Consider the following 24730-nt stretch of genomic DNA (forward strand, 5'->3'; position numbering starts at 1 on the left):
TTGTTCTACATTGCTTTATGCATTTTTCGTTCTACTTGTCAATGCGTAAGTCCTGGACTTTCCTTATTTGACACAAGAGGATATTTTGGCTTGCCTAAGTTATGCGGCTGATCGAGAAGGGCAAATGCTGACAATGCAAACGTGAAGTTATTGTTTGACAAAAATCCAAATTTGGGAGTTTTGACACTGTATTAGATTTAGAAACTATGGAAACTGAGTATGATTTTAGTCAGGGTAAGCGGGGAGCAATTGAACCAACACCAACAGGTAAAATTAGAATTACAATTCGCCTAGATGATGAAGTACTAGCATGGTTTCGTGACCAAGTTCACGCAGCAGGTGGGGGAAATTACCAAACTTTGATTAACGATGCTTTGCGTGAGTATATTCAGCAGTGCCGTGAACCGTTAGAAGAGACATTACGGCGAGTATTGCGAGAGGAACTTGAGCGCATCGTAAAATGAGGATATTTTGGTTTATCTAAACTATGCGGCTATGAGCGCAACTTATACAGCAGATTTTAATTTGTGGATTGAAGAGACAGCCCAACTATTGCGATCGCATCGCTGGCAAGAAGTTGATGTAGAATATCTGATTGAAGAGGTTGAAGGCTTGGGCAAAAGTGAACGTCGGGCTATTGCCAGTCAACTCATTCGCTTGCTGTTGCATCTGCTCAAGTGGCAATATCAACCCCAGCGTCGCTCAGATAGTTGGCTCGATTCGATCACCGATTCTCGCACCCAAATTGAGTTAGCCATAGAAGATAGTCCTAGTCTTAAAAGCTATCCTACAGAGCAACTTTAGGAAAGTTATCAAAGGGCGCGTCGCCAAGCAGCCAAGCAAACAGAGATGCTAATTTCTGTGTTTCCAGAAGAGTGCCCATATTCTTTAGAGTTAGTCTTGGATGAAGACTGGCTACCAGAAGCAAGCGATATTTGATAACTGTAATTGTAACTGTGTGGTATGAAGCGCACAACGCAGCCAGTTAATATGTATTGGTGAGTCTTGCAAAAGTCGCTTTTACTTCTTCACTAGCAAAGTCTTCAGAATCCGCTTCAGAAATTCCTTTTTGAATCTCCTCGATTTGCCACTGATACATTTTTAGATAAGCGGCTACCGCCTCATTAAGTACGTAGCTGCGATCGCTATTTTCTCAAAGCGCCTTTAGCTTGGAAGCCTTGCACTACACGAAAAAAGCCTGCGTTGGCAAGCTTTTTTAGAAAGTTTTGGGAGAGCGATCGCGCCTGTGGAAGGCTAAAACTTCAATGCAATGGACAAGCGCACATCACTGTAAATTGATTTGAAATAAGGAAACCCAGCACGGCTTACCGCAGGCATCGCAACTGTTACGATAAGCAACAGGAGGGTTTATTATGTCAAATACTGCCCAAGAGATATACAGCCAAGTTGTTTGTAACTTGTCACCGACTGAACGGCTACGCTTGGCAACCCTGATTCTAAATGAGCTAGTCGAGCAAAACTTATCTATCATCGACCAAAGTGATACCTGGACTGAACAAGATCAGCTTGATTTAGCATCCTTCTCCTTAGAGTACGCAACTTCAATTTTCCCTGAAAGCGAGGAGACAGTTTAGTGACCTTCAATCCCGGTGATATAGTCACAGTTGATTTTCCCGGTGTCACTGGTATTAAGCGTCGTCCTGCTGTAGTTCTGTCATCTGCTACTTATCACGCAACTCGTCTTGATGTGATCATTGGATTGATCACTACTCAGACAACTGGCCTTGGAATTACTGATTACACACTTCAGGATTGGGCAGCAGCAGGTTTGCGGGTTGCGTCTGTTTTCAAAAGTTTTATTGTCACCTTACCACCCTCAGCTAATTTGGTTTTGATTGGTCACTTGTCAGAAGTTGATTGGAAAGGTGTTCGTGCGTGTGTCAAGATAGCTCTGACTGAGTTAGATGATTCTAAACCATCATCGCAGGCATCATCTGCTTCATAGAAATCTATGTATTTTTAGCAACTATTTGTGCGTAGATGCTTTTAGCGGCAAGCCGCAGGCATCGCATCTGTGGGAAGCTAAAACTTCAATGCAATGGACAAGCGATGTCTACGATGGTCACTGAGCTTGCCGGCAGCGTCTCGTAGAGAAGTGCGGGCTATTCGGTGACGCACTCGGCTTGACGCTAAAATATTAGTCGCAATCTTGTAGAGATGATTAGCGATGAAAATTAAAGCAGTTATCTGGCAAGAAGACACTGTGTGGTGTGGTTCTCTACCTGCTAATTTACTCATGAACTACTGCTAATTTCTACAATTGCTTCTCCTTGCCGTGCTGCAAATATCAGACAAGCTTGGATATCTTCAAGTTCGAGATCGGGAAAATCCTCTAAAATATCAGAAACACTGACATTCTCAGCCAACATTTCAAAAATGTCACTCACAGGAATTCTCATACCTCGAATACAAGGACGACCACCACACTGACCAGGAGTTTGAGTAATGCGAGTCAACAAATCAGCCCTTGGGTTCATGCAAGTATTTTAATATCAGATATTTTTATCTAACTCTATCCTACAGTTAGGGATCGCACTAATTCCGTGCTTGCCCTGATCTCCAACAAAAACTTCAATGCAACGGATAAGCGATGTCTACGATTTTATCAACATTTCAGAGATCCGATACCTGGCACTGGGGGCTAATAGCAATTAGCTTTTGATCTGATAGCAAAATCCAGGTTAAAAATTTCGGGGTAAGCAAGTCATAAAGTGAAATAAATTATTGTTTAGTCCTCTTGAGAGGACTTTCGCTATTAGCCGTAGGTTTCTAACCTATGGCGGGTGATGGGTTCAAATGTGAGATTCTAGACTCACGTATTTGCATCATTGCAGAATGTTGGCATTGCCCACACGTCCGCCTCAGAATAAATTCTGCGGCTCATAGCGAAAGTCATCTGAAGCTGACTAAACTTCTTATTTTACCCACATTTAGAGGCGAGAAAGGAGTTTATAAAAAGTTTTCCCAATATCAAATCCCCCCACATCTTTGTAGATGCAGGGGGAATTATAAAATAACCCACAACTTGGATTATTAATCAAGCCCATCTCAAAACTATTCAGATGTTTTGTTATTAGCTCTATTGGCACGCGCTTCAGCCGAAGCCATCACTTCATCAAAATTCTCTAGCACTTCGCCAGGGAAGTTTTCCAAAACTCTGGTAGAAAGAGCAACCCGCCCTTTACTCTCATCCAAGTCAATAATTACAGCTTTAATTGACTGACCAACTTTAAATACCTTTTCTAAAGATTCAATGAACTTTTGGCTTACCTGCTTGATATGAAGTAAAGCGCCCATCCCACTTAAATCGACAAATACACCAAAAGGTTTGATACCAGTAACTTTGCCTTCGACCAACTGACCTATTTCTAACAAACTGAAGTTGCTAGAACGAGTTGCTAAACGCTGGGAAAGGATGAGTTTGTTGGTGTTGCGATTAATTTCCAAAAAACCCACAGTTAGATTTTGACCTTTGAGTGCTTCTAAATTATCACGCTCGGCCAGGTGCGATCGCGGAATAAATCCCCGCAAAGAAAGAATATCGACAGTAACACCACCTTTATTCACACCCATAACCCGTACTTGCACAGTTTGAGCATTTTCCTGCATTTCGGTCAGTCGTTGCCAGATTTGCTGAATTTCCAACTGCTTTCGAGAAAGGGTGACTTGACCTTCTGCATCCTGATCTCGGATAATCAAAAACTCCAGATCCTCTTGCAATGGCAGCACCTCCGATAAATCGGTAACTGCTCTCAAAGAAGCCTCATCGCGCGGCAGAAAAGCTGACGACTTGCCACCAATATCGACATAGGCTCCATCGTGATCAAGTTGGAACACTTTGCCATGTACAACCTGTCCCTTTTGGAACTGGTAATCGTGTATTTCTAGTGCTTTGGCAAAATCGTCCATCGTAAACGACGAATTGGCTGTTTGAGAAAGTTTCGATTCGGAATTCATGACTTTTGAAGATTAATTGTTATTTGATCTGATGCCACTGGAGTTTAGATTGTTATTTGTCCTTTGTCATTTATCTGTAGTTAGGCGATGTGCAACTTAATATTCTCACCTCTCTCCTTTTAGGAGAAAGGTGAGAATTTTCTTCATTCCCTCTGATGGAAGAGGGCTGAAGGGTTAAATTTGAGTAAAAGTTATACACGGCGTTGTGGTTATTACTAATAACAAATGACAAAAAACGAACTTGGCTGTGTATGCTTCAGTTCAGTTGACTAAAGAGTTGTTTCACTTGCTCCCAAGCATCAGCCGCAGCTTTAGGATTATAACTGGCACGAAGGTCACAGAAAAATCCGTGACCAGCTCCATCGTAGCGAAACAGACGATGAGGAATTTTATATTTTTCTAACTCTGCTTCAATCTCATCTACTTGTTCGGCTGGGATGCTAGCATCTTCTTTACCAAAAAAGGCATAGAGACTACCCCTTATTTCGCTGGTGCGGCTGAGAGTAGGAGCGCCACCTCCGGGTGTGCGGGTGGTAATTCCAGCACCGTAGAAGGAAGCCGTAGCTTTAATATCTGGCAAGGTGGCTGCAAGATATGCGACGTGACCGCCAAAGCAGAAGCCAATACAGCCAAAACCATCTTTTTTCACTTGAGGCAGATTTTTCAGGTAGTCAATTGCTAATTGAATATCGCTCAATAACTCTGATGCTTGAGTTTGCATAGCGTAGCTTCTCCCCGTTTCAATATCTTCGGGTGTGTATCCGGTTTCAAAACCAGGAGCAACACGGTCAAAAAGTGCAGGTGCAATCGCTACATATCCAAGTTTGGCAATCCGTTCTGTAACTTCCCGAATGTGAACATTGACACCAAAAATCTCTTGTAATACCACCACTCCTGGATAAGATCCAGATTCTTTTGGCTCTGCAAGATTTGCAGACACTTGAACATTATCTTGCAAAAGATTAACCGTTGTGGTAATTATTGCTTGCTCTGTCATAATAATTATTACCAGTGCTATGTGATTAGCCGTGTGTTTATTTGATATAACTATGCCAGTATGTCCACGTTTTTTCCAATTAAATTATCAATTACCAATAATCAGCGCATTAAAAATTTTTACCAGAAAAACTTTATATGTAAATAAAATTTTTTATATGTAATAAATGCCGCTGGACACCAAAATAGTGCTGAGTTAAAAGTGCTGGTAGCGGGGCATTTAGCCCGTGCTGAGTAGGAAAGCAACACTTAATACTCCCATTCGGCTACGCTCACGGCAAGCCCAATCACCACTGCCCACTGCCCACTCCCCACTTAGTATTCAGGAGGTTTGCTGATGATTCAATTCCGTATTCAGCCAGACAGCGAAATTCCCGCATCAACCCAGCTGTTTAATCAAATCCGGTTTGCGATCGCTTCCCGGCAATATCCCCCTGCTTACAAATTGCCAAGTACACGAGCGCTAGCAATGCAAACGGGATTACACCGTAATACCATTAGCAAAGTTTACCGTCAACTGGAGGAAGATGGATTTGTTGAAAGTATGGCTGGTTCAGGAATTTATGTTCGTCCCCAAGGTCATGAGGGCGGTAGTAGGCTGCAATCACCAATTCTCAAAAAAAATCCTAATGCTTATCAAGTTGTCCAGAAAGCACTTGATGATTTGCTCTCACAAGGATGTTCACTGAATCAATCCAGAGAGCTATTTTTAGCGGAAATTGACTGGCGCTTGCGTTGTAGTGCGCGAGTACTGGTTGCAGTTCCATCTTATGACATGGGTGCTGGTGAGTTGATGGTGTATGAATTAGAACTAGCTCTGAAAATACCAGTCCAGTTGGTAGCAATGGATGAATTAACAGCTGCGCTAGATAAAACTACCTCAGCGACAGTAGTCACAAGTCGGTATTTTATCAGTAATGTGGAAGCGATCGCAGCTCCGAAAGCTGCACGGGTAATTCCTCTAGATATCTACGACTACAGCAAAGAACTCAGCCTATTGAAAACCCTACCAAAAGAAAACTGTGTAGGCATAGTTAGCCTCAGTTCCGGGATTGCCCGCGCCGCAGAAGTCATCCTTCACGGTCTGCGGGGGGATGAACTACTGGTGATGACTTCGCAACCAAAAGATGCTTATAAACTTCAAGCAATGGTTAAACGGGCTGAGGTAATCATAAGTGACCAAGCCAGTTTTGCGGCAGTGCAAGCAGCAGTGCAAGCAGCCGATGAAGATATTATTCGTCCACCGAAGCTGATTAAGGTTGAGAATTATATCGGTACTAACTCGATTAACTTGCTAAAACGAGAACTGGGTTTAACTTAATCTCAAGATAATTCTACCAACATCTTTGAGAGCAACTGATACAGGAGGGATGGGATAGTGCAGATTGTGATTGTGGGCGCAGGCCCGACAGGTGTAACCGTTGCCCTGCTCCTTGTAAAACGTGGTATTGCTGTAACGTTAATTGAAGCAGCAAAAGACTTTCATCGTGTATTTCGCGGTGAAGGATTAATGCCCAGTGGCTTAGAAGCTTTAGAGCAAATGGGTCTATCGGCGTTGTTAGAGCATATTCCCCATCGGCAACTTGACGGGTGGGAATTCATTATCGGGGACAAGCAGTTGTTTCGAGTTGATGAACCGATGGGGGCAACCCGACCCTGTACACTGGTTTCACAACCACCACTGCTCAAAGCACTGATTTCGGAAGCTCAAACCATTGATGGGTTTGAATTCATCCAGGGTGTTCCTGTCAAGGATTTGCTGTGGAGTAATCAACGTGTCGCAGGTGTAGTACTGAGCGATGGGAGAGAATTTGCTGCTGACCTAGTAATTGGGGCAGATGGTCGAAATTCCCTTGTGCGACAACGTGTAGGATTGGAATTGGTACGCCAGCCCAAAAATATTGATATTCTCTGGTTTAAACTTGCTGCCAGCCCTGAGTTTGCAGATGATAATGTGTTTCGTACAATTTTAAATGGCGATCGCGTATTTAGCATCTTTCACGGAGCAGAGTCAGGAAAACTGCATCTGGCTTGGGTGATGTCCGCAACTGAAAATACAGACTGGAAACAAACTAACTGGGCAGAGATTTTTGCCTCACTATCACCCTCATGGCTAGCAGAGCATTTCCGTAATCATGCAAACACCATCGAATCCCCCATTCGGCTTTCTGTTGTGGTTGGTTCTTGTCCACAATGGCACGCACCAGGGGTACTGCTTCTAGGTGACGCTGCACACCCAATGTCTCCCGTCCGTGCCCAAGGAATTAATCTAGCATTCCGTGATGTGATTGTCGCTGCTAATCATCTTGTGCCACTGTTGCAAAAAGAAGCTGGACACCAGGATATTGACATGGCACTATCGCACATCCAAGCGGAACGTGAGCCAGAAATTATCCGCGCCCAGCAACTCCAGTTAGAGGAAGCTAAACAAGGTGAACAATTGCGAAAAAATGCCCTACTACGTTCACTGTTGATTCTACTTGCTCCCTTACTCCGTAAAACAATTCAAAAGTCTTGGTTAAAGCGACAATATGAAATGCGTCAAGGTATCACACAGGTACACTTAACTGTTTAAAAAACCGCTATCAATCATCCCACTTGTGGTTTTGGCGTGTTAATTTGCAAAAACTCTTGTACCCGTTGCAGATAAGTTGGGGCATCTTCCAACATTGGGAAATGTGCTGTGTCGGGAATCATCACAAATTCCACTTTGTTACTCAGTGCTGCTGCTTGACGCCCCATTTCGGCTGGAATAATCTTGTCATATTCCCCCGCCACAAGTAGAGTTGGCACTGTCAACTTGGCAAACTCTTGCGGCATAAACTCAGCTTGAGCCTTACTAACTGAAGTAAAAATTGTCCCTAAAGCCGCATCGTAATCGGCTTCCAGAAAATCTTGCAAAAAAGCTTGACGCTCAGAATGTGGTATGGAACTATGCAAAAATCGTGACATAAACATTCGGTCAACAAATGGAATTTTGCTTAACCACTTGGGACGGAATTTTACTACATAACCACCGAATTTATGAAAGGCGTTAAAGGATTTTTCGTCATACTCAAAAATGCCACTACAGGTTAAAATTCCTCGTTCTACTCGTTCGGGATAGCGGTTAAAAAATAAAGTAGCAACAGATGCGCCCATTGAGTGAGCATGGATATAGACACGCTGAATATGCAACCCATCTAACAAAGTTGCCAAATCATCAGCATATTCCTCTAATTCATAGGTTAATTCTCTGATTGCCTCTGATTCTTCCTGAAGAGACTCTGACTCGGCAACAGCTTCACTTGCTTTAGCGATGGTTGGCTTTCCACGAGAACGGCCAAATCCCCGCAAATCGTAGAGTAAACAATCAAATTGCTCCGATAAAGCATCAGCGATATTTTGCCAATATCTAGCCGAACCAGCCCAACCGTGCATAAAAACCATCACTGGTTTTACCAAAGAACCAGATGGTTTTTTCACCCATTCGTAGTAATGCTCAACGCCACGAACATTAATATAAGGCATTTATCATTTGTCCTCTCTTACAAAGTTCTGATGCCCTTCGGCGCAGGCTCAGGGTAAGACCTGTGGCGGACTGCGCCAACGGAGGAAACCTCCGCTCAGACTTTGTGCTTTGTCAGTTGTCATTAGTCATTTTTCCTTGATACATGGTTATTAGTCCTTAGTTTTTGACAAATAACCAATGACTAATGACTAATAAGCAATGACTATTACGCTGATTCGGGTTTCGGTAGTGAAGATGGATGTATTATTAGTTCGGCAGTCGATCGCTTCTCGACCATTTCCCGTGTTACTGTACAGCGTGTCACATCCTTACGGGATGGTAACTCATACATTACATCCAGCATCAGTTCTTCGACAATACCACGTAATGCTCTAGCACCAGTTTTACGGCGGTAGGCTTCTTGAGCGATCGCTCGCAAAGCATCTGGTTTAAAATCTAACTGGACATTATCCATCTTCAGCAGCTTTTGGTACTGCTTCACTAAGGCGCTGCGTGGTTGGGTGAGAATCGCCATCAGTGTTTCTTCATCTAGCGGATCTACTACTGCTACCATTGGCACGCGCCCAATAAATTCTGGAATCATGCCAAATTTTACTAAATCATCCGGTTCTAGACTGCGAAGAGTGTCTGCGGCTCGTTTCTCCTTCGATTGTCCTTCTCCCGGTTGCACAAAACCGATTGCTTTTTTGCCAACTCTCTGATCTACAATCTTTTCTAAGCCGACGAAGGCACCACCACAGACGAACAAGATATTACTTGTATCAATCTGGATGCAATCTTGATAAGGATGTTTCCGCCCTCCTTGGGGTGGTACATTGGCGATCGTTCCCTCCAACATTTTCAGCAAAGCTTGCTGCACACCTTCGCCAGAAACATCGCGGGTAATTGAGGTGTTCTCGCTCTTACGCGCAATTTTATCAATTTCGTCAATATAAATAATTCCCCGTTGTGCCTCCTCTATATCCAAATCTGCCACCTGCAACAGTCGCAGCAAGATATTTTCTACATCTTCTCCCACATACCCTGCTTCCGTCAGCGTCGTAGCATCAGCGACGGCAAAAGGTACATCCAAGATTTTTGCTAGGGTTTGCGCTAAGAGAGTTTTGCCGCAACCAGTCGGGCCAATTAACAAAATGTTGGATTTTTGCAGTTCTATTGCATCATCCGCCCCAGGTTTGCCACTAGCTTTAGACTGAATTACCGCCAGCCGCTTGTAGTGATTGTAAACAGCCACTGACAGCACTTTCTTGGCTTCGTCTTGACCAATAACGTGTTCGTCTAAATACTTTTTGATCTCTCTTGGCTTGGGTATTTGATTAAACGAAATACTAGAAGAGCGAGTACGCCGTTTTTCAGGTGCTTCTACTCTTGGTGCTGGTTGTGCTGCCGCACCATTGGTATCGAGTAACTCCTCGTCTAGTATTTCATTACACAAGTCAACGCATTCATCGCAGATGTAGACTCCCGGCCCTGCGATTAATTTACGCACCTGCTCTTGAGACTTGCCACAGAATGAACACTTTAAATGGGAGTCGTACTTAGACATACCAGCCTCTTATTTCAGAATGGTGACGTTTTCCCCTGCTGTGGGAAGATTTTGCCTGGAAATGACCTGATCAATCAAACCGTAATTCTTCGCTTCATCTGCCGACATAAAAAAGTCGCGCTCAGTATCTGCTTCAATTCTTTCTAAGGGTTGACCAGTATGATGAGCCATTAACTGATTCAACTTAGCCTTAATGTAAAGAATTTCTCTGGCTTGAATTTCAATATCAATGGCTTGACCTTGAGCGCCACCAAGTGGTTGGTGAATCATAATCCGGGAGTCGGGCAGAGACATTCGCTTACCTGCAGCTCCTGCTGTCAACAAAAATGCCCCCATGCTCGCGGCTAATCCAAAACAGATGGTAACAACATCAGGGCGAATTTGCTGTATTGTATCATAGATTGCCATCCCTGCGTAGACCGAGCCGCCAGGAGAATTAACATACAGTTGGATGTCCTTTTCTGAGTCTTCGGCATCTAGGAATAACAACTGAGCCACAATTGAGTTGGCTACGGCATCGTCTATTGGTGTTCCCAAAAAGATAATCCGCTCTCGCAGCAGGCGGGAGTAGATGTCGAAAGCCCTTTCTCCCATGCCAGATTGTTCTATCACCATCGGCACGATGTTGCTAGGGCTGCTTAACTGGGAGTTAATCTTGATTCGACTTAAGTTGCTGATGGGGTTATTTCCCGACTGCGATAGAAGCATACAAGCTTTCTTTGACGATAATTTAGGACAAATGTTTCAGCAGCATTATGCTGCCTTTTCGACGAATGAGATTTTTGTAAGCTACGTATTAACCATTATGCCTCATATAATTTCCTCTCGTCTAACACAGTATCAAGCCCAGGTAATAACAGGTGTGACTATTTGCGGAAAATTCATCAATTCTTTAATTATTCTGGCTTCATCCCGGAATTCTCAAAAGTCAAGAGGCAGTGTTTCATCTCCTCCTGCTCCCTCATCTTCTTTACCTTACCCATTTCACCAGTACTTTAACTCAGAACTGGTGAACTCATGGCTGTGGGATTTTTGATTATCCTTCTGTGACTTCTGTGGAAGCTTCGCTGTTTTCTGGCTCAGTCTGAGGTGCATCAGCATCAGCATCAGCATCAACATCTGATTCTACGGCTTCTGTTTCCTCTGTGCCACTCAACGAGCCTTCGGGTACAAGTTCAACTGAGGAGTGTTCTAAGAGCCAATCAATGATTTTTTCGGTTAATAGTTCGTTTTCCACGATGGAGCGCAGTCTATCTTCATCAACCTCTTTTTCCTCCGGGTATTGCTGCAAAAGCTCTGTGACTCTGGCTGCGATTTCTTCTGGTGTTACCTGGATAGATTCGCGTTTCCCGATTTCCCGTAAGGATAACGAGCGTTTGATGCGTTCAATTGCCTCAGTGCGCGATCGCTCCCGCAACTGAGCAATAATATCTTGAGTAAACAAATTCCTCACATCCAATCCCTGTTGAGACAGGCGCATTGCTGTTTGCGTTAACATCGCATCCACTTCTTGGTCAATCAATGTTGCTGGTAAGTCAACTTCTACGTGGTTGAGCAGTTCCGTTAACAAAGCTTCCTGCTTATTTGTTTTTGTTTTCTCGTCCGCCTCTTTTTGATATCGCTCTACCAAAGAAGCGCGTAACTCCTCTAAAGTTTCAAAATCGCTGATTTCTTGTGCGAAATCGTCATTTACCTCTGGTAGCTCCTTTTCCTTCAGTTCTTTGAGCGTTACTGTGAAAGTTGCCCCTTTTCCAGCTAAATCTTCATTAGCATACGGATCTGGGAACTGCGCCGCAATTTCTTTGGTTTCTTCAGGATTCATCCCGACTATTCCTAAAATAAACCCTGGAATAAACTTATCTTCCTGCAACTCAACTTGAAAATCAGTTGCTTCGGCTCCCGGAATCGGTTCTGGTTCGGCTGTTTCCTCTTCGCTCTCAATTTTGGAGAATACACCTTTAAAATCGACTACGGCGATATCGCCGATTTGGGCTGCACGTCCTTCCACAGGAATCAATGTTGCTAATTCTGTACGTTCCTTCTCTAGCGTGCTCTCCACTCGCTCTGGATCGTAATTGACTTCTTCAGCTTTCGCTTGTAAATCAGTGTACTGCACTAGATTCACTTCTGGTTCTACATCCACAGCCGCCGAAATCGTCAGAGGTTTTCCAGGTTCATAATTCTTAATCAAATCCTCAAACGAGGAGCGCAATTGCGGCTGACCGATTGCTGTAATTGCTTCTTGTTTGACTGCTTGCTCAATGCCATCTTGAATTAGTTCTTCCAGCGCTGCTGCCTTGATTCGAGTTGTACCCAACCTTTGTAGTAATATCGGTCGAGGCACCTTGCCTTTACGAAACCCAGGAATATTGGCAGTACTCGCTAAGTTTTTAATTACCTTTTCGTAAGTTTGCTTGGTAATTTCCGGTGTAATCTCTATTTCCAGGCCAATTTGGCTGGCGGGAAGTTTTTCCTGGGTGACTTTCATGCTTCGTCTCTAGTTTTCTGATATTTTATACTCCGAGTACACACAAGACGCAATAATTGCTCGCGTTTATGGCTTGATGTCTCTTAAGGGAATGGGATGCCAAAAGGTCTGATCACATCCAAGGATGGATGTTTGTCTTGGGGCAAAGATCCAGTTTACTGCCAATCACCAAGGACTTGACATTTTACCTTCATAACAATTTAGTTAATGGGCATTGGGCACTTGTACTGAGCGAACGCGAACAGCGTCTGGTAGAGAAGCCGTTGGCGTGGTCACTGAGCCTTGCCGAAGTGCAGCCTCTCGTAGAGAAGTATTGGGCATTGGTATTCTTTCTTCCTTCGTCTCCCTACTGCCCACTCCCCCTGAACTCAGGAATTAATTATTCAGTGAGCTAACGCTGTGATATCCTGGTTATCAGCGAGTGGTTAGTAGCCCCAACTTAAAGTGATAGTGTTAAGTCTAGCTATTATTAAGTTGTTGTACGAGAGCGCATCTGTTGCCTAGCCGTCTAGCTCAGTTTTATCTTCTGCTGGTTTTATGCATTTCGCTCCTAGTATATTGATCATATTGGTAAGCAACTTTGCAGCCAAGAGGTTTGTTACCTTACAGGTGTGATGCATATTAAACGTTTAAGTGCAGATATCTGAATTTTTCTGCTAAATGGCGGTTTATTGTATAATAATATATAGTTAAAATCGATGGTTAAATTGGATAGCCGTTGGAGAATGCAACATCACTTAACTTAATAAATAGCCAATAAAATAAATGTATTAGATATATAGAGATAGACTAAATTAGAGAAAATATAAATCTATTCAAAATGTATTTCCAGATTGTGATCGCTATTTAAATATAAGTAAATTGTCAATTGTTCCCAGAAATTGCCTAAAATCTCTTAAAGGAGGAAGCAAGGTTGTCGAAATCGTATCGTTTAGCTATTTTAGGGGCGACTGGTGCAGTTGGCACAGAGTTGCTGGAATTATTAGAAAGCCGTAATTTTCCGATTGCTAACCTGAAGTTATTGGCATCAGAACGCAGTGTCGGGCGATCGCTGGCGTTTAAAGGGGAAAATATCCCAGTCGAGGCAGTGAGCGATCGCGCCTTTGAAAATGTCGATATAGTACTAGCTAGTGCAGGTGGTTCCACATCCAAAACTTGGGCAGCAATTGCTGTGCAAAAGGGGGCAGTGGTAATTGACAACTCCAGTGCCTTTCGGATGAATCCGGAAGTTCCCTTAATAGTACCAGAGGTTAACCCACTAGCCGCAGCTAATCACCAAGGCATTATTGCTAACCCCAACTGCACAACAATTTTAATGGCTGTGGCAGTATGGCCATTGCATAAAGTTAAACCAGTGCAACGCATTGTCGCCTCAACCTACCAATCTGCCAGTGGTGCTGGTGCTAGAGCAATGGCAGAAGTCAAAACCCAAACAAGCGCTATACTACAAGGACAGCCGCCAATTGCCGAAATATTGCCTTACCCATTGGCATTTAATTTATTCCCGCATAACTCCCCATTAAACGATTTGGGTTATTGTGAGGAAGAAATGAAAATGGTCAACGAAACCCGAAAAATATTTGGTACGCAGCAAATCAGAATCACTGCAACCTGTATACGGGTTCCCGTACTCCGCGCTCACTCAGAAGCAATTAATTTAGAATTTGAGACTCCCTTTAGTGCGAAGGAAGCCAGAGAAATTTTAAAATCCTCCCCTGGAGTGAAATTGGTCGAAGATTGGGGAACTAATCATTTTCCGATGCCAATTGAAGCAACAGGTAAAGATGAAGTTTTAGTGGGAAGAATTCGTCAGGATATTTCTCATCCTTGTGGCTTGGAATTATGGTTATGTGGCGACCAAATCCGCAAAGGGGCAGCATTGAATGCAATACAAATCGCGGAGTTATTGGTAGAGAAAAATCTACTCAAACCATTAGCTATTAGTCATTAATAATTGATGAAGTGACAAATGATTAATCACACTTGAAAGTAATTTGTATATAGGTTATTACAATAGAAAACCACCAAGATAGAAAAACATGGGTAATCAGGAGTGAAAAAAGGGTGGGAGATTTTGGCAATGTCTTAACCGCGATGATTACGCCGTTTAAAGCAGATGGTAGTGTCAACTATGATGTAGCGGCAGAACTGGCGGCGCATCTAGCTAACAACGGTACAGATACATTGGTGATGTGCGGCACAACAGGAGAATCCCCGACCCTAAGTTGGGATGAGGAATACCAGTTGTTTGTCGAAGTATTACAATCCGTGGCAGGAAAAGCCAAGGTAATCGCAGGTTGTGGTTCAAATTCCACCAAAGAAGCGATCGCTGCCACCCAAAAAGCGTCTAAGATAGGAGTACATGGTTCCTTACAAGTTGTTCCTTATTACAACAAACCGCCACAAGCGGGATTGGAAGCGCACTTTAAGGCGATAGCACAAGCCTGTCCCGACCTACCGTTGTTGTTATACAATGTCCCCGGTCGTACCGGACAAAACCTTCAGCCAGAAACGGTTGCCCGATTAGCTGAGGTGAGCAATATTATCGGGATTAAAGAATCCACTGGTAGTATAGATCAGGCAAGCGAAATTCGTCGCTTGACACCAAAAGAATTCCACATCTATTCTGGTGATGATTACATGACTTTGCCCTTGTTAGCGATCGGGGCAAAGGGTGTGGTAAGTGTGGCTTCTCATCTGGTAGGAAACCAACTACAGCAGATGATCCAAGCTTTTCGTGCGGGTAAAATTGAGGTAGCCAGCGAGATTCATCTCCAACTCTTCCCGTTGTTTAAAGCTCTATTTCTCACTTCAAATCCGATTCCAGTGAAAAAAGCACTGAAACTTCAAGGTTGGGAGGTTGGTTCAACTCGTCCGCCGCTATGTGAAGCTGATTTAGAAGTAAGTCAAAAGTTAGAAGCGGTTCTGAAAGAACTTAGTTTAATCTAGCCACCAACTAGTTAAGCGTTGGTAATCTCCTCCTTGCCAAAGATACTATAAACAATGATCATAATTGTTCATAAGTTGCAATTTAAAAACCTGTGCTAGGACTGATAGATATACTATGAATCCTTAAGTGTAGTATCGATTTTATTGAATAAAAAATTGAAGATATCAATTAAAACTTGATTGCTTTGGGACTGACTTAAGAGACAGCAGATGTTGTCTTAAATACAAGGAAACTTAACTATCAACTTAATTAACCACAAGTAAACAATCTAAGGAGAAAATGGCTAAAAACGAAGCTAACAATTCCGCCTTGAAAATTATTCCTTTGGGCGGTTTGCATGAAATTGGCAAAAATACCTGTCTTTTTGAGTATGACGATGAAATTATCCTCTTAGATGCAGGATTGGCTTTTCCCACAGAGGCGATGCATGGAGTAAATATTGTTCTGCCAGATACGACCTATCTGCGGGAAAATCGCCACAAAATTAAAGGGATGATCGTAACTCATGGTCATGAAGACCATATTGGCGGAATTGCTTTTCATCTCAAGCAATTTGATATCCCGGTGATTTATGGGCCAAGACTAGCAATGGCCATGCTAGAGGGTAAACTGGAAGAAGCCGGAGTGCGCGATCGCACCCAAATCAGAACTGTTCTCCCCCGTGATGTGGTGCGGATTGGCAAAAACTTTTTAGTGGAATATATCCGTAACACCCACTCCATCGCTGATAGTTTCACTGTTGCCATTCAGACTCCCCTTGGTGTAGTTATTCACACAGGGGATTTTAAAATTGACCATACCCCAGTGGATGGGGAAAAGTTTGATTTGCAACGCCTAGCAGAACATGGTGAAAAAGGCGTTCTTTGTCTGCTGAGTGATTCTACTAACGCTGAAATACCAGGATTTACACCTTCGGAACGTTCAGTTTATCCGAATCTAGAGAGAGTATTTAGTCAAGCCACTGGGCGATTATTTGTCACTACCTTTGCTTCTAGTGTGCATCGGATCAACATGATTTTGGATATCGCCAAGAAGCAAAACCGTGTAGTAACGGTTGTGGGGCGTTCCATGCTGAACTTGATTGCTCATGCCCGCAATTTAGGTTACATCAAGTGTGAAGATAATCTGCTGCAACCATTGCACGCAGTCCGCAATCTCCCTGATGATAAAGTTTTAGTTTTAACTACAGGTTCTCAGGGTGAATTGATGGCAGCAATGACCCGGATTGCCAACAAAGAACATCCTCACATTAAAATCCGCCAAGGAGATACGGTAGTATTCTCTGCTAACCCAATTCCCGGAAATACGATTGCTGTAGTCAATACCATCGATAAATTGATGATTCAGGGGGCGAAAGTGGTCTATGGTCGAGATAAAGGGATTCACGTCTCCGGCCACGGCTGTCAGGAAGAACAAAAACTGATGATTGCCTTAACTCGACCCAAGTTCTTTGTGCCATTTCACGGCGAACATCGAATGCTGGTGAAGCACGCAGAAACGGCTCAGAGTATGGGCATTCCCGCAGAAAACATGATCATTATCCAGAATGGTGATGTTGTCGAACTGACTGAAGATTCCATTCGCGTCGCTGGTAAAGTGCCATCTGGTATCGAACTAGTGGATACTACTAGTTCGGGTATGGTAAGTTCCAAAGTATTGCAAGAACGCCAACGCATGGCTTCAGAAGGCATTATCACGATCGCAGCTGCCATTGATTGGAATGGGAAACTGTTGGCAAAACCAGAAATTCACCTGCGGGGTGTTGTTACAAGTGTAGAGCGATCGCTGTTGCAAACCTGGGTAAAACAACGGATTGAAGAAATCCTGACTGTGCGCTGGTCAGAATTTGCTGTTGGGCAAGGTGAAGCCGCAGATATAGACTGGGGTGGATTGCAAGGTACTTTAGAACGAGAATTGCAACGTTCCCTCCGTCGGGAATTGCAATGTCAGCCATCTGTGACTTTGTTGATGCAAATTCCTGATGAGCCACCTGTAAAAGTTGCCGATGGTAGAAGACGCCGGACTCGGACTGCTGCTCAGGTAGCATCATAGGGTAAGATCAGAATTTAACGCCAAAGCGCAAAGACGCAGAGTTTTTCTAACGTCTTTGCGCTTTCGCGTGAGATTTAGAGAAAAATCATTTGCCTTTATAAGGTGGAGTCGTTGCGTATAACCAACTTTGCCGGGAGTGCTGATTTATTATTCTGATATCCATTTCCAGAAACAGTAAGCACCATAACCAACTGCTGCTGCTGCTACTGCTGGTGCTGCAACTGTAATAGCTACACCCGCTGCCATACCTCCCCCAACCGCTGCTAACCCTGAAGTGATTCCAACAGCACTCAGACCAGCAACGCCAGCAGTTGCAACTGCACCAACGGCTCCCGCAGTGCCAGCAGCAGCACCAACAGTCGTCATCGTTCTGCCAACAGCACGAGCTTCTCGCTCCTCGCTAGTAAGATTTTCGTCATCTTTCTTCTAAAACCCTATTCATTGCCAGGGTTGTTATAGCAGCAGGAGCCATACCAAGTGCGCCAATGCCTGCAACAGCTCCCCCACCAAGAACTCCACCAACTGTAGCTAAACCTGACATAATCCCGGCTCCACTTTTGAGCAAGCGATCGCACTGCCAAAATTGTTTGTATGCTTATTTTCAGTATCAGATGTGATCGCACAATAGCAACTTCATTGTCCTAGTCTCTTATCATCTGGATAGAAGCCCCAGTAATTCGTAGTTGCCTGCATATAGTTGTTTGGAGGCGATCGCTATGACCAAAAAAACTCTGAGTATGCATATATAGGTATGGTCGAATATTGGATTGTTCACCCTTTGGAAAATGAAGTAACTCTGTGTTTGCTAAATCGGGGCAGTTACAAGCTAACTGTGTTTATCAAAGACCAACGGATTGTTTCTCGAACGTTCCCAGAATTAACCCTGACAGCCCAGCAGGTGCTTTCAGCTTAAGGTTGTTTGACAGTGAGCAACTTATACCAATTACCTGTGAACATCTGGGCAAAGCTTCAACGGCATTCAACCAGCAATGAACAGGACGCTCTGACGTGGGGAAGCGGGAATACGCAGAGGAAAGACGCCTACTAGAATATAACTGATATTTATACTTAGCAAAAATACTTCCAGGAAGACCTTGTATTAAGGTTTGTAAATGTTACACTAAAACCTATCGAATGACAGATGTCTTTACTAAAATTTTAAATATGTCAAGTTATGAACAAGATCGTAATATTACGCTACCGATCCCCAGAAAATTGCGATTAACTTGACGTAGTAATAAATTAAGTTCTGACTTAACTGGCTATTCAGGTATATATTATATCGCAGTCAGAACGCGATTCTTCCGGTAAAGGTCGTCGCCACGTTGTATATATTCATCAAAAAGCTGAATAGCCTCAATTACACAGAGGATTAACCATGAAAGTATTCAACAGCACCACAAAAAAGATTTTTCTGACCAGCTGGGTCTCAATCAATCAAGCAGAGACTAGTGGTCAGAAAGCAAGCCAGCTACACCCTTCTGTTTCCAAGTCTTACTGGGATATTCTCCAACCCTTACGGCATCGGGTAGATAAGATTCAAGTCCGCGATCGCCAACTAGCTCACCGCTTGTGCAAACTGATTCCATCTCAGTGTCCCTTTGAGCGAGATGTGAAATTATTCGGGAAAACCCTCTTTCACATTCCGCCGATGTGCAAGCTCAACCCCTTATATGAAGAAGTGGTTGGTTTACGTTTCCGAGCCATGTGCTATCTAGCCGACGATTGTGGCGAAGATGTGTCGCAGTACTGCTAATACAGACTGCTGAGGGAAAAGTTAGGAATAAGAAGTGATTAATGAAGAATTAAAAATAAAACTCATAATTTATAATTCATAATTCATAATTCATAATTCATAATTCATAACTCCAAACTATTTTTTTTGCCATTTTTGGATGGCATCCTGAGCATCTTCGTAAGCCCCTGTCTCCTCTGGCACTAAAGCAGCAGTCGCAATTGCGGCATTACGTTCTCCTTCGGCGGCGCGACGCTTGGCCAAATCTAAAATTTTCTCACTCCAGTTATTGATCGATTTTTGGGCAGTATCGAAACCTGGTTGACTTGCTGGTACTTTCTTGGCAACTTCGATCGCCCGATTGTATGTAGATGCCTGTCCAGACTTAATCAAGGCATTAGCTGCATCTAAAAGAGTTTTGTTACTCACATACTGCTTGCCCTCTAACCGCCACAGGTTAATTGCTGCTTGTGCTTTGGCATAGGAGTCTTCATCTTTGGTAATTAACCGTGCGGCAGCAATAGCGCTAGCATACTGTCTTTGTTTAGCACGACCTTCTGCTAAATCTAAAATCATCCGGCTCCAAATCTTAATATTTTCCTGGGCTTGTTCGTACAGTGGTTCACCGGGTTTAATTTTCCGGGCTGTAGCGATCGCCAAGCTCAAATCGTTAGCCTGAGTTTGTCTGAGCGACATTTTCGCCAAATCTAATACTGCTTGATTCCGGTTTTTTGACTCGGAACTAGAGACTATTTGGGCGTTAGATTGATTGTTGAGTTTAACTGGTGGAGTGCGTAGGCGTAGCCCGTCGTGGACATCGCTTGCTAAATTCTGGATCACCTGGCGATCGCTAGCAGTAGCATTGGGTGATGTGTTTGATATTTGCTTAATTCTAAAAGTTTCTTGATTACGCAGAAAAACTACGGCGATTAAACCTGTTACCAGCAAGCTGCCTCCGCCCCATAAGATAAACTGTTTCCAAAAAGGGATGCTTGGCTGATTTGATGGCAATCGAGAGACGTAGCCTTGGGAGGAATTGGGGATAAATCTTCCCCTGGGATTCACTCCTAAAGAAGTTTCCGGCATTGGCTGGGAAACTAAACCGTTAGCCGACTCCTGGACTTTTTCACCCTTAGACTTCTCAACCTTGTCAGCCTTCATTTGTTGGGAAGAGTTCACAGTCGCTTCTCCCCATCTGCCCCGATCTGCTGAAGTTCGAGGGTAATCGTCGAGGGGAGGAGCCGCAAGGGCAACAGCAAAGGATTCTTCGGGATAAATCACCGATTCCGGCTCAAAATCGCTTTCCATTGCCAATTTTGGCAAAATTACCTGCTGCCTTGATGGGATGATAGTGGCAGGGTTCTGGACAGGATTCCAGTGATGTTGACATAATTTTGGCATGAGCAAGCTTAGGTAGCTTTCTAAATCTGCCAAGTTGCTGCCATTGCCAGAATGCAAAGCTTCTAACAAAGCTGCTGTAAAGAATCCGTGACCTAATTCGCTACTTTCATGAGAAAATTGCTCTGGTTGGCAAGAAAGAATTGTTGCCAGTTGCAGTTCTTGGGCTAGTTCTATTGTTTCTTCGCCAACGGGAGCATCCGCTTGGGTGCCAAAAGCGCGGTTGATATCGAGTAGTAGCAATACATTTAGATCAGCAAGTTGCAAACTTTGCATTAGCGATCGCAATTCTATGCCAGTCTCTTGCACGAGTTCGGGGTTGCCTTCTGCTGGCATTAAGTAATCTTTGCCCTTGTAATTGACTCCATAACCGCTAAAGAATAACCACAGATAGTCGTCCGGTTGCCAACTTGTCGCTGCCAAATCCTCAAGCAGCAGCAAAATATTCTCTTTAGTCGGATAGGTGGATCGATCCCCAATCGGCGGCGAAGTATCTGTCATTAACAGACAGTGCTTAGGGTGAAAACCTGCATCTGTCGCCAAAAATTGCTCTAGTGCCTCAGCATCTGCTTGGGCACAACTTAAAGGTTGAAATAACTGATATTGATTGATGCCAATCGCGATCGCCCAGTAATTTGCCATCCCGCTCTTTGTCAGTTATTGTTTGCTGGTCTTAAAATTGCGGTTGGCTTTGCTAAAAAAACAAAGCTAACCTATGTCTTGTAATCTAAGTGATTCTGATCGAATCTTCAGTTAGAATGTAGTTTTTATTACGTTATCTTTTCGGAAAATACTTTCACCTAATTTCAATAACAGATCATCACTAAGGAGATAGAAGGTCATGAGCAAGATTTCTGCTCACCTACCATCATCGATCACTCCCTTTTCAGTTATTAGCCAAATTGCCAGAAGAATCCGGATAGTTCCTTTAGTAGTTTTGCTCATAGCTACCGTTCCGGCGTGGTTTTTGACGGAGGGGATCGCACCTCAGCTTGTGCGAGCTTACACCGCTAGAGTTGATCTAGCTATTGACCGCCTGCCAGATGAAAACTATGAAACCGTTCTCACCAGAGCAGAAGCAGCCGCAAGAGCAGCTGCTCAACGCAGCTTCGACCAAGATATTTTGGTTACAGATGTTTCCATAATTGTGTCCGTACAAAATTATGGATCGATCGCACCAGTTCTGACATTACAAGTCAGTCGTCCCGAATGGCGATCGCGCCCTGATGCTCAAAATTGGGCGACTTACTTCAAAACCGCGCGATCGCTACTTTTCTTTGAAAAAGAGCCGACATCTAATCCAGTTCCAGCAGCTAGCAGTCTGTCAACCCCAAAATAGCGGCTTTAAGATTGAGCGACACAGAGAGAAGTGCAAGCACCGATGTCCCCACTTCAGTATCAACCGCTCAATTCAACTTACTTATTCCTGACTCAACTGTTGTCCTTAGCGTCAGTGGATGGCCTAGAATAAGAAGGTTGTGAAGAATCGCGATCTGCTGACATGGCTGTTCCTAAGAAGAAAACTTCAAAATCAAAACGAGATAAACGTCGAGCTACCTGGAGGCATAAAGCCGTCGTCGAAGCTCAGAAAGCTCTCTCTTTGGGCAAGTCGATTTTGACTGGACGTTCTACATTTGTCTATCCAATTGCTGAAGAAGAGGAAGAAGAATCATAATTTCCCAGTCAGGAAAAGTATGAACAGCACCGATAGATTTGATTGGCAATAAATAACCAATCAAACTTCTTACCACTGGATAAACGCTTTTTCTGAGCTTTCCTGATTGCATTATGAATCATAGATACTCTACACAAGCTGATTAGATCGAGAAAAATTGGTAGTGAGTAATTGGGAATATCCATTACCCATTACCTATGATTCATCAGTAATGAGCAAGTAACCAGATAAAAATTATTTGCAAAAAAGCTTGTAAATATCATGAGAAAACTTATTTTTCTGCAACTATGGTAGGAAAATTTTTTCAGAAGCCAGGGAAAGAAGAGGGCGAACGTGTCCCTCCTGGGCAACATTTAGCTAAAGGTTTCCCCGTATTAACTTACGGTGCAACTCCCGAAGTTAGCACTGAGGAATGGGAGTTTCGAGTTTGGGGTTTGGCAAAACCTGCTACCTTTAATTGGTCAGACTTTATGGCGCTGCCTCAACACGAATTCACAGCCGACTTCCACTGTGTAACGCGCTGGTCTAAACTGGATGTCAAATGGACTGGCATTAAAGTGACAGATTTCATCGGTCTGATTGAGCTAGACCCGAAAGTAGTCCACATTATGGAACACTGCTACGGCGGCTACACTACCAATATTTCTCTCGAAGATTTTATGCGGGAAGAAAACTTCTTTGCTTTAAAAGTCTTTGGTGAAGCCCTTCCAACTGAACACGGTGGCCCGATGCGGCTAGTTGTACCCCACCTCTATGCTTGGAAAAGTGCTAAGTGGATCAATGGGTTGGAATTTTTAGCTGGTGAAGAACTTGGTTTTTGGGAACGCAATGGCTATCATCGCCGTGGTGAACCTTGGGCTGAGGAACGTTACAGCAACGCTTATGGGGTTTAGGAGAGACGCGATGAATGGCGTCTGTACAAGAGTTAGGAGTTGTAGATTTTTATTTTTCACTCCTAACTCATAAATTTTTTTAACCCAAAAGTTTCTTGATTATTGGCAATTTGCCCTGATAAGGAGCGTATCGCCATTTTAAATCCAGCCAGAATGAGTTTTGCAATACACTTTTATCATGGGAAAAAGTGTCAAAACTAGCTTTGCCGTGATAGTTGCCAATACCACTATCTCCCACCCCACCAAATGGTAAAGACGAAAGACCAAACTGCATCATTGTATCATTGATACAGACTCCACCAGAGGAAGTTTCCTGCAAAACTCGCTTTTGTAGGTTTTTGTTTTGAGAAAATAAGTATAATGCCAAGGGTTTAGGTCGAGAGTTAATCAAGGCGATCGCTTCTGCAATGTCACTATATTCAATTATGGGTAGAATGGGGCCAAAAATTTCTTCCTGCATTACAGAATCTTCTAAGGAGAGATTATCAATCACTGTCGGGGCAATATAACGCTCTGAAGGTTGAGTTTCTCCACCAATGATAACTTCACCATCTTTGAGAAAGTTAACCAACCTCTCAAAGTGTTTTTGACTGATAATCCTGGCATAATCAGGACTGTTTGCTGGATGATTGCCATAAAATTCTTTTAGGCATTTTTTCAGTCCATCTATTAAATCTTTTTTGATTTTTTTATTAATTAAAAGATAGTCAGGGGCGATACAAGTTTGTCCAGCATTAATAAATTTACCCCAAATAATTCGTCTAACAGTGTGTTCCAGATTAATGTCACTATCTACGATACAAGGACTTTTACCACCCAATTCTAAAGTAACTGGTGTGAGATATTTTGCTGCTGCTGCCATGATGATTTTGCCGACGGCTGTACCACCAGTAAAAAAGATATGGTCAAACTTTTCTGCAAGTAGTTTTTGACTTGCTTCCACGTCTCCTTCAACCACTGCAATATAAGCGGGGTCAAAATGTTTGGCAATAATTTCAGCGATGATATGGGAAGTATGAGAAGCTATTTCTGAAGGTTTGATAATTGCACAATTACCGGCTGCGATCGCACCTATTAACGGTGAGATAATTAACTGAAATGGATAGTTCCAAGGCCCGATAATTAAGACAACTCCTAGCGGTTCTGGATAAATTCTTGCTGAGTAGGAAAAGAAATCAAAGGAAACGGCTGTTTTTTTGGGCTTACTCCAGTTTTTAAGATGTTTTATTGCATAATTAATATCCTTAATTACGCTGATTTCTGTAATGTAAGTCTCTAATTCTGGTTTATATAAATCTGCTTGTAATGCCTCGACTATTGACTGTTCATGCTCAATAATTGCTTGCTTGAGAGTTTTAAGTTGTTCAATGCGAAAAGTGACATCTTTAGTTTTGCCAGTTCTAAAAAACTCACGCTGATTCTGAATAATATCGCCAATCTTAGATAATTCAGTGGTAATCATTGTTTTGTCCTAGAAAAAACTATTTTATGTTAGCGCTGCTATTTCA

At 43.2% G+C, this 24730-nt stretch carries 26 protein-coding genes and 1 pseudogene; 15 read left to right on the forward strand and 12 right to left on the reverse strand.

Going from position 1 to position 24730, the window contains the following annotated elements; genetic code table 11:
* Positions 1-206 precede the first annotated feature (206 nt).
* The 4 genes and pseudogenes from HWQ38_RS20775 to HWQ38_RS20790 all read left to right on the forward strand — a co-directional run bounded on the left by HWQ38_RS20775 (position 207) and on the right by HWQ38_RS20790 (position 1966).
* On the forward strand, positions 207-464 hold the full coding sequence (locus tag HWQ38_RS20775; protein ID WP_292797211.1) for a BrnA antitoxin family protein: 258 nt from the start codon (positions 207-209) through the stop codon (positions 462-464).
* 31 nt (positions 465-495) lie between these two features.
* A pseudogene (locus HWQ38_RS20780) lies at positions 496-939 on the forward strand (DUF29 domain-containing protein).
* 434 nt (positions 940-1373) lie between these two features.
* A complete protein-coding gene (locus HWQ38_RS20785; protein WP_292797214.1) occupies positions 1374-1595 on the forward strand; it encodes a hypothetical protein in 222 nt (73 codons plus the stop codon).
* Entirely contained in the window at positions 1595-1966 is a 372-nt protein-coding gene (locus HWQ38_RS20790) for a type II toxin-antitoxin system PemK/MazF family toxin (RefSeq protein ID WP_292797216.1), read from the forward strand. The genes HWQ38_RS20785 and HWQ38_RS20790 overlap by 1 nt, the downstream gene beginning before the upstream one ends.
* Before the next feature lie 77 nt (positions 1967-2043).
* Here HWQ38_RS20790 and HWQ38_RS20795 read toward each other — a convergent pair whose 3' ends face one another.
* The 4 genes from HWQ38_RS20795 to HWQ38_RS20810 all read right to left on the reverse strand — a co-directional run bounded on the left by HWQ38_RS20795 (position 2044) and on the right by HWQ38_RS20810 (position 4975).
* The gene (locus HWQ38_RS20795; protein ID WP_292797218.1) at positions 2044-2259 is read right to left on the reverse strand and encodes a hypothetical protein; all 216 of its coding nucleotides are present in this window, start codon (positions 2257-2259) and stop codon (positions 2044-2046) included.
* On the reverse strand, positions 2256-2498 hold the full coding sequence (locus tag HWQ38_RS20800) for a DUF433 domain-containing protein (RefSeq protein WP_292797220.1): 243 nt from the start codon (positions 2496-2498) through the stop codon (positions 2256-2258). Before HWQ38_RS20800 ends, HWQ38_RS20795 begins: the two co-directional genes overlap by 4 nt.
* A 577-nt stretch (positions 2499-3075) precedes the next feature.
* Positions 3076-3978: a S1 RNA-binding domain-containing protein gene (locus tag HWQ38_RS20805; RefSeq protein WP_292797222.1), complete on the reverse strand. Its 903-nt coding sequence runs from the start codon at positions 3976-3978 to the stop codon at positions 3076-3078.
* 256 nt (positions 3979-4234) lie between these two features.
* Positions 4235-4975, reverse strand: a complete 741-nt coding sequence (locus HWQ38_RS20810; protein ID WP_292797224.1) for a dienelactone hydrolase family protein — start codon at positions 4973-4975, stop codon at positions 4235-4237.
* Positions 4976-5311: 336 nt separating this feature from the next.
* Here HWQ38_RS20810 and HWQ38_RS20815 point away from each other — a divergent pair, with 336 nt between their 5' ends.
* Entirely contained in the window at positions 5312-6295 is a 984-nt protein-coding gene (locus HWQ38_RS20815; RefSeq protein ID WP_292797226.1) for a GntR family transcriptional regulator, read from the forward strand.
* Between the two features lie 54 nt (positions 6296-6349).
* The gene (locus tag HWQ38_RS20820) at positions 6350-7549 is read left to right on the forward strand and encodes an FAD-dependent oxidoreductase (RefSeq protein WP_292797313.1); all 1200 of its coding nucleotides are present in this window, start codon (positions 6350-6352) and stop codon (positions 7547-7549) included.
* Between the two features lie 14 nt (positions 7550-7563).
* Here the strand turns inward: HWQ38_RS20820 and HWQ38_RS20825 are convergent, their stop codons facing one another.
* The 3 genes from HWQ38_RS20825 to clpP all read right to left on the reverse strand — a co-directional run bounded on the left by HWQ38_RS20825 (position 7564) and on the right by clpP (position 10739).
* Positions 7564-8484, reverse strand: coding sequence for an alpha/beta hydrolase (locus HWQ38_RS20825; RefSeq protein WP_292797229.1), 921 nt, complete (start codon positions 8482-8484; stop codon positions 7564-7566).
* Positions 8485-8690: 206 nt separating this feature from the next.
* Complete coding sequence (gene clpX, locus HWQ38_RS20830; protein WP_292797232.1) at positions 8691-10031, reverse strand: ATP-dependent protease ATP-binding subunit ClpX; 1341 nt, start codon at positions 10029-10031, stop codon at positions 8691-8693.
* A 9-nt stretch (positions 10032-10040) separates the two neighbouring features.
* Positions 10041-10739 (reverse strand): ATP-dependent Clp endopeptidase proteolytic subunit ClpP, encoded by a 699-nt coding sequence (gene clpP / locus HWQ38_RS20835; RefSeq protein ID WP_292797235.1) that lies wholly within the window; start codon positions 10737-10739, stop codon positions 10041-10043.
* On the opposite strand from clpP, the gene HWQ38_RS20840 reads away from it, so the two are divergent.
* Positions 10624-11067 carry a hypothetical protein gene (locus tag HWQ38_RS20840; protein ID WP_292797316.1) on the forward strand — a complete coding sequence of 148 codons (444 nt, stop codon included), beginning with the start codon at positions 10624-10626 and terminating at the stop codon, positions 11065-11067. The genes clpP and HWQ38_RS20840 overlap by 116 nt on opposite strands.
* Here HWQ38_RS20840 and tig read toward each other — a convergent pair whose 3' ends face one another.
* A complete protein-coding gene (tig, locus tag HWQ38_RS20845) occupies positions 11068-12519 on the reverse strand; it encodes a trigger factor (RefSeq protein ID WP_292797236.1) in 1452 nt (483 codons plus the stop codon).
* Positions 12520-13432: 913 nt separating this feature from the next.
* On the opposite strand from tig, the gene HWQ38_RS20850 reads away from it, so the two are divergent.
* The 3 genes from HWQ38_RS20850 (at position 13433) to HWQ38_RS20860 (ending at position 17521) form a co-directional block, all read left to right on the forward strand.
* Entirely contained in the window at positions 13433-14470 is a 1038-nt protein-coding gene (locus HWQ38_RS20850; RefSeq protein WP_292797237.1) for an aspartate-semialdehyde dehydrogenase, read from the forward strand.
* Positions 14471-14583: 113 nt separating this feature from the next.
* Complete coding sequence (dapA, locus tag HWQ38_RS20855) at positions 14584-15468, forward strand: 4-hydroxy-tetrahydrodipicolinate synthase (RefSeq protein WP_292797240.1); 885 nt, start codon at positions 14584-14586, stop codon at positions 15466-15468.
* Positions 15469-15748: 280 nt separating this feature from the next.
* Complete coding sequence (locus tag HWQ38_RS20860; RefSeq protein ID WP_292797242.1) at positions 15749-17521, forward strand: ribonuclease J; 1773 nt, start codon at positions 15749-15751, stop codon at positions 17519-17521.
* 147 nt (positions 17522-17668) lie between these two features.
* Here HWQ38_RS20860 and HWQ38_RS20865 read toward each other — a convergent pair whose 3' ends face one another.
* Both HWQ38_RS20865 and HWQ38_RS20870 read right to left on the reverse strand, forming a co-directional pair.
* Positions 17669-17887: a hypothetical protein gene (locus HWQ38_RS20865; RefSeq protein WP_292797245.1), complete on the reverse strand. Its 219-nt coding sequence runs from the start codon at positions 17885-17887 to the stop codon at positions 17669-17671.
* 49 nt (positions 17888-17936) lie between these two features.
* The gene (locus tag HWQ38_RS20870; RefSeq protein ID WP_292797247.1) at positions 17937-18062 is read right to left on the reverse strand and encodes a hypothetical protein; all 126 of its coding nucleotides are present in this window, start codon (positions 18060-18062) and stop codon (positions 17937-17939) included.
* A gap of 156 nt (positions 18063-18218) precedes the next feature.
* Between HWQ38_RS20870 and HWQ38_RS20875 the strand changes: the two genes are divergently transcribed.
* Positions 18219-18434 carry a Uma2 family endonuclease gene (locus HWQ38_RS20875; RefSeq protein ID WP_292797250.1) on the forward strand — a complete coding sequence of 72 codons (216 nt, stop codon included), beginning with the start codon at positions 18219-18221 and terminating at the stop codon, positions 18432-18434.
* Positions 18435-18899: 465 nt separating this feature from the next.
* Complete coding sequence (locus tag HWQ38_RS20880; protein WP_292797252.1) at positions 18900-19277, forward strand: Mo-dependent nitrogenase C-terminal domain-containing protein; 378 nt, start codon at positions 18900-18902, stop codon at positions 19275-19277.
* 117 nt (positions 19278-19394) lie between these two features.
* On the opposite strand, the gene HWQ38_RS20885 is transcribed toward HWQ38_RS20880, so the two are convergent.
* A complete protein-coding gene (locus tag HWQ38_RS20885) occupies positions 19395-21296 on the reverse strand; it encodes a caspase family protein (protein ID WP_292797255.1) in 1902 nt (633 codons plus the stop codon).
* Positions 21297-21495: 199 nt separating this feature from the next.
* Between HWQ38_RS20885 and HWQ38_RS20890 the strand changes: the two genes are divergently transcribed.
* From HWQ38_RS20890 to HWQ38_RS20900, 3 genes are all read left to right on the forward strand, one after another.
* Positions 21496-21993 carry a hypothetical protein gene (locus HWQ38_RS20890; RefSeq protein WP_292797258.1) on the forward strand — a complete coding sequence of 166 codons (498 nt, stop codon included), beginning with the start codon at positions 21496-21498 and terminating at the stop codon, positions 21991-21993.
* 162 nt (positions 21994-22155) lie between these two features.
* Positions 22156-22329, forward strand: coding sequence for a 50S ribosomal protein L32 (gene rpmF, locus HWQ38_RS20895; RefSeq protein WP_229547104.1), 174 nt, complete (start codon positions 22156-22158; stop codon positions 22327-22329).
* A gap of 287 nt (positions 22330-22616) precedes the next feature.
* Positions 22617-23222: a sulfite oxidase-like oxidoreductase gene (locus HWQ38_RS20900; protein WP_292797262.1), complete on the forward strand. Its 606-nt coding sequence runs from the start codon at positions 22617-22619 to the stop codon at positions 23220-23222.
* Between the two features lie 79 nt (positions 23223-23301).
* Here HWQ38_RS20900 and HWQ38_RS20905 read toward each other — a convergent pair whose 3' ends face one another.
* A complete protein-coding gene (locus tag HWQ38_RS20905; protein ID WP_292797264.1) occupies positions 23302-24684 on the reverse strand; it encodes an aldehyde dehydrogenase in 1383 nt (460 codons plus the stop codon).
* Positions 24685-24730 lie beyond the last annotated feature (46 nt).

It is taken from the genome of Nostoc sp. NMS7 (genome assembly GCF_017115085.1).
Lineage (GTDB): Bacteria > Cyanobacteriota > Cyanobacteriia > Cyanobacteriales > Nostocaceae > Nostoc.

Excerpts from the sequence above, each read along its gene's own strand:
- HWQ38_RS20885 (WP_292797255.1), bottom strand. The coding sequence starts at position 21,296 with ATGGCAAATTACTGGGCGATCGCGATTGGCATCAATCAATATCAGTTA.
- HWQ38_RS20880 (WP_292797252.1), top strand. The coding sequence starts at position 18,900 with ATGAAAGTATTCAACAGCACCACAAAAAAGATTTTTCTGACCAGCTGG.
- clpP (WP_292797235.1), bottom strand. The coding sequence starts at position 10,739 with ATGCTTCTATCGCAGTCGGGAAATAACCCCATCAGCAACTTAAGTCGA.
- HWQ38_RS20900 (WP_292797262.1), top strand. The coding sequence starts at position 22,617 with ATGGTAGGAAAATTTTTTCAGAAGCCAGGGAAAGAAGAGGGCGAACGT.
- HWQ38_RS20800 (WP_292797220.1), bottom strand. The coding sequence starts at position 2,498 with ATGAACCCAAGGGCTGATTTGTTGACTCGCATTACTCAAACTCCTGGT.
- HWQ38_RS20810 (WP_292797224.1), bottom strand. The coding sequence starts at position 4,975 with ATGACAGAGCAAGCAATAATTACCACAACGGTTAATCTTTTGCAAGAT.
- tig (WP_292797236.1), bottom strand. The coding sequence starts at position 12,519 with ATGAAAGTCACCCAGGAAAAACTTCCCGCCAGCCAAATTGGCCTGGAA.
- HWQ38_RS20865 (WP_292797245.1), bottom strand. The coding sequence starts at position 17,887 with ATGACGACTGTTGGTGCTGCTGCTGGCACTGCGGGAGCCGTTGGTGCA.
- HWQ38_RS20805 (WP_292797222.1), bottom strand. The coding sequence starts at position 3,978 with ATGAATTCCGAATCGAAACTTTCTCAAACAGCCAATTCGTCGTTTACG.
- HWQ38_RS20905 (WP_292797264.1), bottom strand. The coding sequence starts at position 24,684 with ATGATTACCACTGAATTATCTAAGATTGGCGATATTATTCAGAATCAG.
- HWQ38_RS20890 (WP_292797258.1), top strand. The coding sequence starts at position 21,496 with ATGAGCAAGATTTCTGCTCACCTACCATCATCGATCACTCCCTTTTCA.
- HWQ38_RS20840 (WP_292797316.1), top strand. The coding sequence starts at position 10,624 with ATGCCAGATTGTTCTATCACCATCGGCACGATGTTGCTAGGGCTGCTT.
- HWQ38_RS20795 (WP_292797218.1), bottom strand. The coding sequence starts at position 2,259 with ATGAGTAAATTAGCAGGTAGAGAACCACACCACACAGTGTCTTCTTGC.
- HWQ38_RS20815 (WP_292797226.1), top strand. The coding sequence starts at position 5,312 with ATGATTCAATTCCGTATTCAGCCAGACAGCGAAATTCCCGCATCAACC.
- clpX (WP_292797232.1), bottom strand. The coding sequence starts at position 10,031 with ATGTCTAAGTACGACTCCCATTTAAAGTGTTCATTCTGTGGCAAGTCT.
- HWQ38_RS20775 (WP_292797211.1), top strand. The coding sequence starts at position 207 with ATGGAAACTGAGTATGATTTTAGTCAGGGTAAGCGGGGAGCAATTGAA.
- HWQ38_RS20785 (WP_292797214.1), top strand. The coding sequence starts at position 1,374 with ATGTCAAATACTGCCCAAGAGATATACAGCCAAGTTGTTTGTAACTTG.
- HWQ38_RS20860 (WP_292797242.1), top strand. The coding sequence starts at position 15,749 with ATGGCTAAAAACGAAGCTAACAATTCCGCCTTGAAAATTATTCCTTTG.
- HWQ38_RS20825 (WP_292797229.1), bottom strand. The coding sequence starts at position 8,484 with ATGCCTTATATTAATGTTCGTGGCGTTGAGCATTACTACGAATGGGTG.
- rpmF (WP_229547104.1), top strand. The coding sequence starts at position 22,156 with ATGGCTGTTCCTAAGAAGAAAACTTCAAAATCAAAACGAGATAAACGT.
- HWQ38_RS20870 (WP_292797247.1), bottom strand. The coding sequence starts at position 18,062 with ATGTCAGGTTTAGCTACAGTTGGTGGAGTTCTTGGTGGGGGAGCTGTT.